Genomic DNA, 12,316 nt, shown 5'->3' with positions numbered 1-12,316 from the left:
AGGCAGGGGGAGCAGGGGAGGATGAGGGAGATGAAGGGGACAAGGGAAGAGTTTTCCCAATGCCCAATGACAAATGACAAATGACAAATGACAAATGACAAATTGGTGTGAGGAGTAGGGTTATGAAGTATATTCCATCTTTGGTTTCAGTTTTGGGGGCTGGTTTAGTCTTAAGTCTGGCGAGTACTAAACCAGCACAAGCTCAAGTAGCTTATGGCAGTTATATCGGTATTGGCCCCACTGTTGGTTTTACCGATGGTATTCAATTTGGGGGGGTGATAGCAGGGCGCTACAAGCTTTTGGAAGCACCAATTTCACTGCGCGCTCAAGTATTAATTGGTAGTAATACGGCTCTTGTACCAACGGTTTCTTACGATTTACCCCTCAATTGGCAAGCTGATGCCTACCTGGGCGCGGGATTAGTTTTGGCTGGTGGTGGTGGTTCTTCTCCTGTAGGTGACAAAATTAGTTTTGCTTTACAACCGGGCATTGATTATATGATCCCAAATAGCAATACTGTCCTTTTTGGCAACGCCATTATTGCTTTTGATGCCTACCGAGATAGCAGTGGTACAGCTATTTCCGTACAAGGTGGTGTTGGTTTGAGATTTTAAGGGGTACGCTATCCCTAAGAAGCGTTAAACTTCATTGCAAATTAAGAAGTTAGTCCAAACAACGTGATAATTTTTGGTCATGAAGAGAGACAGCACAGGATTAACACAGGAGAACACAGTGGCAATGCAATCAAATTTATTAACAGATGCGGGCGCAGATGAAGTGAATCAAGATTTCAGTGAATATGTCGCCAACCTGCAACTTCACATGACTCTGCAAGCTCGCAATCTTGTTCCAACGCTGAAGCAAACACTGGTAGATAGTCGCCACCAATTACTCCATCAAACCCAAGCTCACTTTGAAAAGCTAGTTTCTCGGCAAGGGTTATAAAATATATACAAATTTTAATCAAAATTCAAATAAAATAAGGGCAGATGTTGTTGGGTCAATACCAATGGTATTCTCACAAGGTCTGCTTTTTCTGCTTTTTAAGTATTAAGTTACTAAAATCACCCTTTTGGCACAATAGTAGAGAGCAGAAACTAGTTAAGATTATTACAGCAGTTCCTTCCTTTGAAGAGCAGTTAGTTAAGGCTAAATGGCGGCTCGAATTAAAATGACTTCATTACTTCCCAGAAACCTCAGCGTTGTTATCCGACCAGTCCAATACCGGGATCTGGATGGAATCGAGCGCATAACTCAAGAGTCATTCGCAGCCCTTACTCCCAAGGGAGCAGGTTTTGCCATCAGCCAGATGCAAAGGCTGCGTCGTTGGTATGGATTACTCAAATTTTTAAGTTGGTTTCCTAACCCGCTACAGTATCGACTCTGTGCTTTTGTTGCAGAGCAAGGGCGGATACTTTTAGGGATGGTTCAAGTGTCACCTTTTAACCGCACACGCAGCACTTGGCGGATCGATCAAGTGTTACTAGAACGTGGTGTCGATAAACAAGGAATTGGTTCACAACTTTTGCGTCATTGCTTTGAGTCGATTTTGGAAGCTCGCACTTGGCTACTAGAAGTTAACATCAATGACATAGAGGCGCTAGCACTATATCGGCAAAATGGATTCCAGCGTCTAGCAGAAATGACGTACTGGGAAATTGGGTCAGAATTACTGGCTGAATTGGCACAAGCAGAGCCAGACTTGCCCAATCTCTTGCCAGTGAGTAATGCTGATGCCCAGTTACTGTATCAATTAGATACGGCATCAATGCCACCTCTGGTACGTCAGGTTTTTGACCGCAATACCCGCGACTTTAAAACCAGCTTGTTCGACGCTTTAAGTGATGCAGTGAAGCAATGGCTGACCAAAACAGAAGTAGTCAGTGGTTACGTATTTGAACCGCAACGCAAAGCTGCGATCGGCTATTTTCAGGTGCAACTCGATCGCAAGGGTGAAGTTCCCCATGCTGCAACGCTGACAGTTCATCCTGCTTACACTTGGCTTTATCCAGAATTATTATCTCAACTGGCTCGCATTGCCCAAGATTTTCCCCAGCAAGGGTTACAACTAGCATCCTCAGACTATCAAGCAGAGCGAGAAGAATATTTGGAGCGAATTGGGGCAAAACGCATAGAACATACATTAGTGATGTCTCGCTCTGTATGGCATAAGCTACGAGAGTCGAAATTCGTCTCCTTAGAAGGAATGCAGTGGACTGATATGCTGCAAGGTTTACAACCTACTCGTAAACCTATACCAGGTGGGATGTCATGGATACAACCAGGAAAGTTACCATCGTCAGATAAACCTCTGCCAAGCAAGCCAGAACCGATTAACTTTTCGGTAAAAAATCCTAGCATAGAAACATCGCCGATTGCTGAATCAGTAGATGGACAGCAGGAGAAGTAGTGTGGTATCCCAAGAGCAACCAAAACCGTTTATTTCAGCGTTAGGACTAGATTTTGGTCGCAAGCGGATTGGAGTGGCTGGGTGCGATCGCACGGGTTTAATTGCCACGGGTATCACCACAATTGAGCGCACATCTTTTGAGCAAGATGTTGAGCAAATCCGACAAATCGTTAATGAACGTGAGGTGCAAGTTCTAGTTATGGGCTTACCTTATTCAATGGATGGCTCACTAGGATTTCAGGCTCGTCAAGTTCAGAAATTTACTACAAGACTTGCTAAAGCACTAAACTTACCTGTGGAATATATGGATGAGCGATTAACTTCATTTCAAGCAGAGCAACTGCTGATAGCTGAAAACCGCTCCCCATCACGCCATAAAGGTTTAATTGACCGCAAGGCAGCGGCTTTAATTTTGCAACAATGGCTGGATGTTAAACGTGCCAACTCCCGTAGCTCAGTTGCGGCTATTGAATATTGATACCTTTTAACATGATATTCTGAAAACGATTAGCCAGCAGTTGTATCTACGTATAAAGCTATTTGTTTGACATAATATGTCATTAACTATAGTTAAACGATTTTCAAACTTGCTGGTATTTATTAAATTTCTACATTTCGGCTATGTTTTCCTCTCCATTTCCTGAAGAAAATGATAACGCTCATGAGGGTTCCATCACTTTAACCGATGACAAAGGGCGATCGCTCGACTGTTATGTAGAGCGTTACCTAGAGGTAGATGAACAAGAATACGTTTTGCTTCTTCCTGTAGACTCACCTGTAGAAATTTTTTCTTGGGAAGGGGACGGTGAGGAAGAAGAAGCAGTTTTGGTAGAAGATGACACCATCATTGAGCAAATTTTTGCTAATGCCCAAGCTGTACTATCTGAGCAAAATCTGATACTGAAGAACACAGCCTATGCTCTGACAGTTGCAGGTGATTTACCACCAGTAGAAGAATCAGAACTCTTCACCTTAGAAATTGAAGACGAAGAGGCAGATTTAGAGCCTGAGCAATTACAGCTACTCGCTAGCTTCTATGATGAAGATCAGGAGTATGCAATTTATACACCCCTAGATTCCCTGTTGTTTTTTGCACGGATAACAAAAACAGGTGAACCTGAATTACTTTCTCCAGAGGAGTTGCGTAAAGTGCAGCCTCTTTTAGAAGAACATCTTTTTAATGAAGTGGAATAAGATTAAAAATTCCAAATTAAAATGTTACATTTTGAATTTTTTAATTGGGAATTTTTCATTTAAATCACAATTTACTTAAATCTTGTACTATGTTCCATTAGATGTTAGAAGCAATGAAACATTAACACTAAATTGGGACAATTAGTATTGTTTAAGATTCTGGGAAAAAGGCTTTGGTAAAGATTTTCAATCTAAAAAATCCCAAAATTGCTATGAGGTGGCTGAGAATGGCTTATAACGACTTTACATTACAGCAGTTTTCAGGTATTTAGACCACAATTGAGATGAGGGGGATGAGGGAGATAAGGGAGTAGGGCGTGGTGTAGTTCAATTACTTGAAAAACGCTGTAAGTAAATTTAAATTGATTTGAGTAATTATTACATCAAAGAGATAGATAAAATTTTAGGGATTTTATCTCAAAGTGTTCAGGGAGATATTCCAGGATGAAGTTCGACTAACTAAACTGTATTAGGTTATGCTCATTTGTCTGGATCTCTTGAAATTTGACTGTTGACTATGGCCTGGAACAATCTTTTGCAACCTGACTTGATTTTAGAAGGTTCAGTGTTGAACCTAACACCAGATATTATCCAAAAATACGGGCTTAAAGGGCTGGTATTGGATGTAGATGAAACTTTAGTACCCTTTACAGTCGGGATAGCTTCCCCTGAACTACGAGAATGGGTAGAACAAATCCGCACCTGTACTGCATTGTGCTTGGTAAGTAACAACCTCAGTGAAGCCCGAATTGGTGGAATTGCGCGATCGCTCAACTTACCATACTACTTAGGTGCAGCCAAGCCTTCCCGACGCAAAATTAGAGCAGCACTGAGGGGAATGGATCTACCAGTACATCAAGTGGGAATGGTAGGCGATCGCTTGTTTACCGATGTTTTAGCAGGTAATCGTCTGGGAATGTTTACCATTCTAGTGGAACCAATTGTTCATGCTGATGCGGCTCTGCGCTCTCATCCTGTCCGCAACTTTGAAGTTTGGATATCTGAAATTCTAGGAGCCTCTATTACCCCCAAGAAAACCAAGATTCACAAAAGTTGAGAAATCGTCAGGAAAGTAAATCTAAAGAAATGGTTAAGGAATCTTACTGGAACCAAAAAATCGGGGATCATAAGTATTAATAACATGGGGTCAGCCAAAAAAGACCCTAACTCATACTAAGTAAATATACTTCCGTAAAGCGTCAACCTTCACTATAGAGGGATTGGCGCTTTACAATTTATTTAGTCATTTGTTATTTGTCATTTGTCCTTTGTCCTTTGTCCTTTGTCATTTGTCATCTGTCAGTTACCAATAACTAATGACCAATGACCAATAACTAATGACCAATGACTAATGACTAATAACCAATGACTAAAACAATTGTTGTCAAAATCGGCACCTCTAGCCTAACTCAACCAGAAACAGGACAATTAGCACTTTCTACCATCGCTACCTTGGCGGAAACACTCTGCCATTTAAAACGCCAAGGACATCGGGTAATTTTGGTTTCTTCTGGCGCTGTCGGCGTGGGTTGTGCGCGGTTGGGTTTAACTGAACGTCCGAAAGCGATCGCACTCAAACAGGCTGTAGCAGCAGTTGGACAAGGCAGGTTAATTCGGATATACGATGATTTATTTACTACCTTGCAACAGGCGATCGCCCAAGTATTACTAACTCGCAGTGACTTAGTACAGCGCAGCCGCTATCTCAATGCCTACAACACTTTTCAGGAATTACTGGGATTGGGAGTGATCCCCATAGTAAATGAAAATGATACCGTAGTAATAGACGAACTAAAATTTGGTGATAATGACACCCTTTCGGCATTGGTTGCTAGCCTAGTAGAAGCAGATTGGCTATTTTTGCTTACCGATGTCGATAGGTTATACTCAGCCGATCCGCGTTCTGTGCCAGATGCGCGGCCGATCGCTTTAGTGAATAGCATTAAGGAATTAACTCAATTACAAATACAAACAGGTTCCCAAGGTTCTCAGTGGGGTACTGGTGGAATGGTGACAAAAATTTCGGCTGCAAGGATTGCGATCGCAGCAGGAGTGCGGACTGTAATTACTCAAGGGCGATTTCCCCGGAATATCGAAAAAATTATTCAAGGAGAACTGATTGGGACGCATTTTGAGCCGCAACCCGAACCAACTTCAGCGCGTAAACGTTGGATAGCTTACGGACTTGTACCTGCGGGTAAATTGTATTTAGATGAAGGTGCGATCGCGGCAATTTCTCTAGCAGGAAAATCGTTATTAGCTGCTGGAATTAAGCTAGTAGAAGGACAGTTTGACACACAGGATGCTGTGCAATTGTGTGACACTAACGGTAACGAAATTGCCAGAGGACTTGTAAATTACAACAGCAATGAACTGCAAAAAATTCGCGGCTGTCATTCACGAGAAATTTCCATAATTTTAGGATATGCCGGTGCGGAAACCGTGATTCATCGGGATAATTTGGTTTTGACTTAAAATGGAAATGAGATAAACTTTGTGACTACTAACTGAGAGAGTAAAAAATATTATGACTCAAACGTTAGAAAATGCTATTAACTTACCAGAAGAACAACGCTTCTTCCGGCGTGGGTTAAGTTGGGAACAGTTCAAAGCAATTCAAGCTAGCTTTGAAAATGTACCAGGAGTGCGGTTGTTTTATTGTGAGGGGATTTTAGAAATTGTGACTATTGGTAAACCTCATGAGGTGATTAAGTGTTTAATTGGTTTACTGTTGGGGCAGTATTATGTGGAACAGGGTATTGAATTTTTCCCCAGTGGAAGTTTTAGCCAGATTATTCCTGAGATAGTAGAATATCAAGCAGATTTATCTTATTGCTTTGGAACGGACAAACCTGTACCAGACTTGTGCATTGAAGTTGTGATTACTAGCGGTAGTCCCATCAAATTACAGAAATATAAATTAATGCAAGTCCCGGAAGTTTGGTTTTGGGAAGATGGCACAATTGAAATTTACTGCTTACGAGAACAAGAATATGAGAAGGTTGTTAACAGTGAGTTTTTACCAGAATTAGATTTATCCCTGCTCAATCGTTGTCTTTTGTTATCGTCTCCCTTGGAAGCAATTAGGGAGTTTCGCCAAAATATTCAACAGTAATAGTCAGGTGAAACGATTAGTGATTTTTCAATTTCACCACATTCTTAACCAGTTTTTCACAGACGAGCTTGTTTCATGAAGACTCCATAAACTATCCTTACCGTGCGGTAGTATAAGTATGTTTAGAATTTAACTTTGCTAATCAATACACATCCGCATCTGCCAACTATATGGATCTGAGTAATATACCGAAACCTATTTGGTACACCCTGACTGGATTTCTCTTGTTGACTATCGGCTATGGGGCTGCAACTCACGTTCCAGGGCTGAATACCTCAGATAAAGAAAGCGCTGAAAATAAGCCTTCTACAGTACTAAACTCAAGTAGTGTAAAAGTTAGCGTTTTTGATGAAGCGACTCAAATTCCTATAGTTGGCGCAAAAGTAATAATGGAATCTGAAGGTGGGTCTGATACAGATACAACTGATAATTTAGGTGCTTTTAGAGTTCAAATACCAACTACAGACTACGTTAAAGTTCGCATCTATAAAAATTATTGTGAGCCTTATAAGCAAGACTTAAATTTGAAAAGTAACCCTGATAGACCTAAACCTATTTTCTTGAAATGCTCAGTACCTCAAAAGAAATCTACGTCTAACAGTTGACTTTTTCAGTATCCTTAAATGTTATCACTGCACCAGCATTTTCAGCGTATTAAAGAAATAGTTGACTGGAGTTGGACACTAGCCATATTGTGTATGGTCGGTTATATAACTCTGGGACAACTCGCTCAATTATACTGGGCTATGGTGGTGTTTGGAGGATTAGCCGGTAGCTTCGGTCTATTTTATGAATTTTCTTGTGAAAAACTAGCAGATTTAAATGCTATTGAGGATACATACAAACTTCAAAAGGTAATTGCGACCTCAGCTTTGGCTCAAGATTTACTTGCGAAATTCGCTCACAGAAACCCTGACATTAGAAATCAGTTTCCTGGTTTTGATCAACTAAGATATAAAGTCAACAACATCAGAGCTACTTCTGCCGCTAAATTCAAACAACGGGTTAATCAACAAACAAAGACACCTTCTCAAAGCTCATCTCAACCACCCTATCAAAAACCAGTACAATCAACTCCCCCATACGCACCGCCGAAAAGGGAAGCACAACCTCCTCTAAAAAAGGCAACTCAACCACCCTATCAAAAACCAGCACAACCAACTCCCTCATACGCACCGCCGAAAAGGGAAGCACAACCTCCTCTAAAAAAGGCAACTCAGCGAAAGATTACTCTAGAAGAGTATGGGAAAATTTTAAATCAAAGCGATTATGAATATGTCAAGGCTCATCCGAGAAACGGTCATTGGGTCAGGGGATATTACAGACGGAAACGAAAAAGGTAATTCGTTGCTCCAAATTGCTTACTATGTGTCTTATTTACAAGAGCTTAATCTGATAGCTTTTAGTTAAACAATCTAATAACTAACTTAAAAAACACAGAAAAGCGATCGCCTTTTAAGCCATCCCCATTTCTGCTAAAGCCACCGCCCCCCACAAAGGCGCATCATCCCCCAACGTTGCCGAAACAACTTCAAAATCAACTTCCGGCAAAGCCGTCTCCCGCGCCACTTGACGCACCACCCGCCAAAAATCCTCCCCCGCCTTCGTCACACCGCCCCCCAACACAAAGCGTTGCGGATTCATCAGATTCGCCACATTGCCAATACCCATACCCAACGCCCAAGCAGCCTTATGCAAAACTTCCTTAGCCAAATCATCACCAGCCGCAGCCGCCTCACTTACCAACTGTCCGGTCAACAACGTTAAATTATCCCCCACCAAACCTCTCAAAATCTCTCCATCTCTGAGTCCTTTGTGCCTCTGCGGTTCGTTCTCAAAAATTTCCCTAACATTTTGCGCCATATAAGGCCCCGAAGCTAAACGTTCCACACATCCCCGCTTCCCACACAAACAAACTGGCCCAGCAGGATCGACAACGATGTGCCCAATTTCCCCAGCCATCCCACCAGCACCCCGCCAAGGCTGGCCATTGAGTATCCAACCACCACCCACACCAGTGCTGACAGTTATATAAAACAGGCTATCGTATCCCTGTCCCGCACCAAAACGATGTTCTCCCAACGCAGCAACATTAGCATCATTATCTACGCCAACAGGAACGCCAAACTCCTCCTCCAACAAGCCTTTGAGAGGAATATTTTCCCATCCAGCCACATGATGAGAAAGTCGCACTATCCCTGTAGAAGCATCAACTGGGCCACCAAAGCTGACACCGATCGCAGCAGGTTTTGTGTCTTTCAGCAGAGAGTAAATTAGCGATCGCATAATTTCCAAATCAGTGCTTGCATCTGCACCTACTGGCGAGAGACGACGTTCATAACGCAACCACTTTCTCAAACCGAGATTTACTGTTGCTGCTGCCAGTTTAGTTCCGCCAAAATCGAGAGCTAAAATTAATGTCATAGTTTTTTATACCTACACATGGTTTATTTCTCAAGAAAGATGTTTGCAAGCAAAATAAATTCAACACTAAAGAAAACAACATAAAAATTTAGTAACTTATGACTTCCGATCAACCTAATCCACTCATTGATTTCTCTCAGGCCAAAGAACCTCCTATTTCCCTTGATGTCGATAAAGCTCAAGAGGCAGATCCCATTGAACCAGAAGAAGTTAGTGGACAGAGTAAGCAAAATCCCACTCCTGATGATTTGAATTCTGAAGATGAAGATCCCAGAATCGGGGGTAGTCAAATAATTAGTGGCAATATTTCAGGTGGTTAAATAATTGGCATGACTCAGCTACTCACCTTTTTGTGAGTTAAGTACTCCATCAATAAACTGCTGTAATCGTTCATAATGTGACCCTTTCCAATAAATGCGATCGCAGTCTTGACAACGCTGGAATTCATCAATCTGCGATCGCACTTTTTCTGGCACTTGTTCAATAATAGATTGCTTATCTACAGATTCTAATAATCCATTGCAACGTAAACACCGTTTAAATGGTAAGATTAATTTCAACAAGTCGAAGCGTTGCAGTACTTCTAAGATTTGTTGTTCAGGGTTAGTGTTTCTAACATAATACCCATACGTTACCAAACTACGCATCAATAGACCTTTATCACGAGTCAAGAGAATCCGTGCTTGAGTATAGGATATTTCGGCTAATTCTTCATCCTCGTAGTCATTGCGGTATAAAGTATCAAAACCTAAAAGCCGTAAAGATGTCGCAAGCTTCCCCAAATGAATATCTAAAACAAAGCGGATAATACTGAGCGGTTTTGGCAGAACAGAAACAGTTGGTATAATAACCTTCCTAGCTGAAATTGGATAAACATTGATCGTGTCTCCATCAGAAACTATGTAAGAAAAATTTACATATTCACCATTAACATTTATAAAATCCACCTCTGGATGAGGGACACCCAATGATTCAATCATGTCCTTAATTGAGGCTTTATCTTCAAAAACATGAGGAATTCTCACTTGTTTGTGATGCCGTGGTAAAAAATGATTCAATTCTGCATGGAAGTAGAAATATGCGATCGCCATAGCTACAGATATTTGGATTAGTAAGTGCGCCTTTACTAGTAACAATTCGTCACAATTGCAAAACTTTATCTATTATATTGAAGCTATCAATGCTTGTTATAGTAAGATATCTCTACGATAAAATGCCTGTTTACCTTGATTTAAGCAATATCCTAGAGGCAACAAACTGTAAAGAAGTCATAAAGATTGTTAAATACTTGCATTTCTTATTGACTTCAGTTACAGTCAAAGCAGATGCCTATCATCAAACCCTGACACTATCTTCGAGAAGTTAGATTAGGTAAAACGCTAAATACCAAATTTGTTAATGTTAATCTCAGTGACGCTGCTAATAATTAGTCACTAGTTTTAATTATTAACTTATCGCAGATGGAGTATGGGGAAGTAAAGCATTTACCCCTAATTTGACTTTTTTATTTTCTCAAGCTATTGAGAATTATTTGCAATATGGATAGTTCAATAGATAAATTGAAAGTAGATAGCGTGAAAGAAGTCTTAAAACAGTATTGGCTTACTAAAGCGATCGCTGTTTATTAAATGTTTCCGCATCTACCTTTAGGAATATGTTTCTCACAAAACCAGCACAGAATGTATAAAAACAGGATATATAACTAGCTATGTAGATAATTTCAGCAAAACTTTAAACAACTAGGTTGCTGCTAGGGATATTTTTGATTGTAGTATCAGCTACATCGATATTGTCAGCAAGTTAATCGTCGGTAACTCTCCAAGTTGCTTTGCGTTTATGTACCAGGTTTAATATATTTGATTTTGCTAAAGAAACCAAGTTTACAAAAACTAAATCTCCGCAAATTAAAATTTATTAAATACCAAATAACAATAAAACTAGATACAAAATTAACGTCACTGATACGGAAAAATATCTCTTGACACTATTTATCTTTATTGTGGAGAATTTATTAACCGGAAAGACCTCAATCAATAATGATGTTATAAAGTGGCTACCTAGTTTGAACTGAGAAATGAATATTGTTCTTTTTTATCTCCTTTAGTCAAGGATATTGTAGCTAAGAACACAATTGTATTTAGGAATACCTTTTGTCCAGAAAATATGCTAATGAGTACAGCGAGATGAATACTTTTTTTTGTTCTAACGATTCACTGCAAATAGGAGAAGATGTTATTGGTAGTGCCACTAATTATCAAACTTATATTTTAGTTGAGTGTCCTTTACCTTGGACATCAGAAGCCTTTAACTCCAAATGGGTACCTCAGAATTTGAGGATTTTGGTAGAAGAAGTGAAACGTGCTAAACTGCCGATTAGATTTCTCTTAATTGCTAATGATGTATCACATAAGGTAAATCACACTACGCTTTTGATTTATCAAAAAGAAGAGGGCTTAAGTAATGGATACCATAAACAAGAGTTTAAGCTAGCAAATATTGAGCAAGTAGCAGGAGTTGTCCAAAAATGGATATGGGGTATCGATTCTAATTTTGAGGTAGAAACTAGTACAACGAGAGATATTTTAGTTTGTACCCACGGTAGCCATGATAAGTGTTGTGCGAGATATGGCGCTCCTTTTTACTTCCATGTAACAGCGAGTAATGCTGATTTGTGCTTAGATAATGTGCGAATTTGGAAATCATCACACTTTGGTGGACATCGCTTTGCACCAACAGTTATAGATTTGCCCGAAGGAAGATATTACGGTCGTCTCGATCAAGATTCATTTAGATCGATTCTGACTCGTACTGGCGATATTCAATGCTTACATAAAGTCTATCGAGGCTGGGGAATTCTGCCTGCTGCACTTCAGGTTTTGGAAAGAGAGTTAATTTTCTGTAAAGGATGGGATTGGTTTAATTACAAAGTTACAGGCAAAATTTTAGAGCAAAGTTTAGACAATAGTACTATCTTAACTGAACTTAGTTTTGAACAACCTTGTGGTTCTCTCTACACTTACCAGGCTAAACTTGTGAAAGATGAAACCAAGACTCAACAACTGAAGAGTTCATGCAATGCTACACGAGAGTTGGTAGTTACTAAATATGCTGTCGGTAGTTTTTGGATTACCTCTAGTAAGGTAATGAGTTATAGTACATAGAAGTGGAGAGTT

Annotated in this window: 14 protein-coding genes; 12 read left to right on the top strand and 2 right to left on the bottom strand. The window is 40.2% G+C overall.

The genetic code is table 11. The annotated features are described in order from the left end of the window. Positions 1–122 precede the first annotated feature (122 nt). From RMY63_RS20485 to RMY63_RS20440, 10 genes are all read left to right on the top strand, one after another. Positions 123–614: a hypothetical protein gene (locus tag RMY63_RS20485; RefSeq protein WP_322730467.1), complete on the top strand. Its 492-nt coding sequence runs from the start codon at positions 123–125 to the stop codon at positions 612–614. A 124-nt stretch (positions 615–738) separates the two neighbouring features. After that, on the top strand, positions 739–945 hold the full coding sequence (locus tag RMY63_RS20480) for a hypothetical protein (RefSeq protein ID WP_322730494.1): 207 nt from the start codon (positions 739–741) through the stop codon (positions 943–945). A gap of 208 nt (positions 946–1,153) precedes the next feature. Beyond that, positions 1,154–2,410, top strand: a complete 1,257-nt coding sequence (locus RMY63_RS20475; protein ID WP_322730466.1) for a GNAT family N-acetyltransferase — start codon at positions 1,154–1,156, stop codon at positions 2,408–2,410. 1 nt (position 2,411) lies between these two features. Beyond that, a complete protein-coding gene (gene ruvX, locus RMY63_RS20470; RefSeq protein WP_322730465.1) occupies positions 2,412–2,888 on the top strand; it encodes a Holliday junction resolvase RuvX in 477 nt (158 codons plus the stop codon). A 143-nt stretch (positions 2,889–3,031) separates the two neighbouring features. Continuing rightward, the gene (locus tag RMY63_RS20465; RefSeq protein ID WP_322730464.1) at positions 3,032–3,604 is read left to right on the top strand and encodes a DUF3727 domain-containing protein; all 573 of its coding nucleotides are present in this window, start codon (positions 3,032–3,034) and stop codon (positions 3,602–3,604) included. Between the two features lie 517 nt (positions 3,605–4,121). Then, positions 4,122–4,661: a YqeG family HAD IIIA-type phosphatase gene (locus tag RMY63_RS20460; RefSeq protein ID WP_322730463.1), complete on the top strand. Its 540-nt coding sequence runs from the start codon at positions 4,122–4,124 to the stop codon at positions 4,659–4,661. A 308-nt stretch (positions 4,662–4,969) separates the two neighbouring features. Continuing rightward, positions 4,970–6,079 (top strand): glutamate 5-kinase, encoded by a 1,110-nt coding sequence (proB, locus tag RMY63_RS20455; RefSeq protein WP_322730462.1) that lies wholly within the window; start codon positions 4,970–4,972, stop codon positions 6,077–6,079. 52 nt (positions 6,080–6,131) lie between these two features. After that, complete coding sequence (locus RMY63_RS20450; protein ID WP_322730461.1) at positions 6,132–6,719, top strand: Uma2 family endonuclease; 588 nt, start codon at positions 6,132–6,134, stop codon at positions 6,717–6,719. A 170-nt stretch (positions 6,720–6,889) separates the two neighbouring features. Further along, positions 6,890–7,324: a hypothetical protein gene (locus RMY63_RS20445; protein ID WP_322730460.1), complete on the top strand. Its 435-nt coding sequence runs from the start codon at positions 6,890–6,892 to the stop codon at positions 7,322–7,324. 18 nt (positions 7,325–7,342) lie between these two features. Beyond that, the gene (locus tag RMY63_RS20440) at positions 7,343–8,062 is read left to right on the top strand and encodes a hypothetical protein (protein ID WP_322730459.1); all 720 of its coding nucleotides are present in this window, start codon (positions 7,343–7,345) and stop codon (positions 8,060–8,062) included. A 112-nt stretch (positions 8,063–8,174) separates the two neighbouring features. On the opposite strand, the gene RMY63_RS20435 is transcribed toward RMY63_RS20440, so the two are convergent. Beyond that, complete coding sequence (locus RMY63_RS20435; RefSeq protein ID WP_322730458.1) at positions 8,175–9,143, bottom strand: ROK family protein; 969 nt, start codon at positions 9,141–9,143, stop codon at positions 8,175–8,177. Between the two features lie 98 nt (positions 9,144–9,241). Between RMY63_RS20435 and RMY63_RS20430 the strand changes: the two genes are divergently transcribed. Then, the gene (locus RMY63_RS20430) at positions 9,242–9,463 is read left to right on the top strand and encodes a hypothetical protein (RefSeq protein WP_322730457.1); all 222 of its coding nucleotides are present in this window, start codon (positions 9,242–9,244) and stop codon (positions 9,461–9,463) included. An 18-nt stretch (positions 9,464–9,481) separates the two neighbouring features. On the opposite strand, the gene RMY63_RS20425 is transcribed toward RMY63_RS20430, so the two are convergent. After that, on the bottom strand, positions 9,482–10,234 hold the full coding sequence (locus RMY63_RS20425; protein ID WP_322730456.1) for a Mut7-C RNAse domain-containing protein: 753 nt from the start codon (positions 10,232–10,234) through the stop codon (positions 9,482–9,484). 1,092 nt (positions 10,235–11,326) lie between these two features. Here RMY63_RS20425 and RMY63_RS20420 point away from each other — a divergent pair. Further along, complete coding sequence (locus tag RMY63_RS20420) at positions 11,327–12,304, top strand: sucrase ferredoxin (RefSeq protein WP_322730455.1); 978 nt, start codon at positions 11,327–11,329, stop codon at positions 12,302–12,304. The last annotated feature ends 12 nt before the right edge of the window (positions 12,305–12,316 follow it).

It is taken from the genome of Nostoc sp. ChiQUE01b (assembly GCF_034531255.1).
Classification (GTDB): domain Bacteria; phylum Cyanobacteriota; class Cyanobacteriia; order Cyanobacteriales; family Nostocaceae; genus Nostoc.
Note: the sequence above shows the minus strand (reverse complement) of the source record. Positions and strands in the feature narration are given on the sequence as shown.

Coding starts and splice junctions, on each gene's coding strand:
- RMY63_RS20485 (WP_322730467.1), top strand. CDS start 123: ATGAAGTATATTCCATCTTTGGTTTCAGTTTTGGGGGCTGGTTTAGTC.
- RMY63_RS20480 (WP_322730494.1), top strand. CDS start 739: ATGCAATCAAATTTATTAACAGATGCGGGCGCAGATGAAGTGAATCAA.
- RMY63_RS20475 (WP_322730466.1), top strand. CDS start 1,154: ATGGCGGCTCGAATTAAAATGACTTCATTACTTCCCAGAAACCTCAGC.
- RMY63_RS20465 (WP_322730464.1), top strand. CDS start 3,032: ATGTTTTCCTCTCCATTTCCTGAAGAAAATGATAACGCTCATGAGGGT.
- RMY63_RS20460 (WP_322730463.1), top strand. CDS start 4,122: ATGGCCTGGAACAATCTTTTGCAACCTGACTTGATTTTAGAAGGTTCA.
- proB (WP_322730462.1), top strand. CDS start 4,970: ATGACTAAAACAATTGTTGTCAAAATCGGCACCTCTAGCCTAACTCAA.
- RMY63_RS20450 (WP_322730461.1), top strand. CDS start 6,132: ATGACTCAAACGTTAGAAAATGCTATTAACTTACCAGAAGAACAACGC.
- RMY63_RS20445 (WP_322730460.1), top strand. CDS start 6,890: ATGGATCTGAGTAATATACCGAAACCTATTTGGTACACCCTGACTGGA.
- RMY63_RS20440 (WP_322730459.1), top strand. CDS start 7,343: ATGTTATCACTGCACCAGCATTTTCAGCGTATTAAAGAAATAGTTGAC.
- RMY63_RS20435 (WP_322730458.1), bottom strand. CDS start 9,143: ATGACATTAATTTTAGCTCTCGATTTTGGCGGAACTAAACTGGCAGCA.
- RMY63_RS20430 (WP_322730457.1), top strand. CDS start 9,242: ATGACTTCCGATCAACCTAATCCACTCATTGATTTCTCTCAGGCCAAA.
- RMY63_RS20425 (WP_322730456.1), bottom strand. CDS start 10,234: ATGGCGATCGCATATTTCTACTTCCATGCAGAATTGAATCATTTTTTA.
- RMY63_RS20420 (WP_322730455.1), top strand. CDS start 11,327: ATGAATACTTTTTTTTGTTCTAACGATTCACTGCAAATAGGAGAAGAT.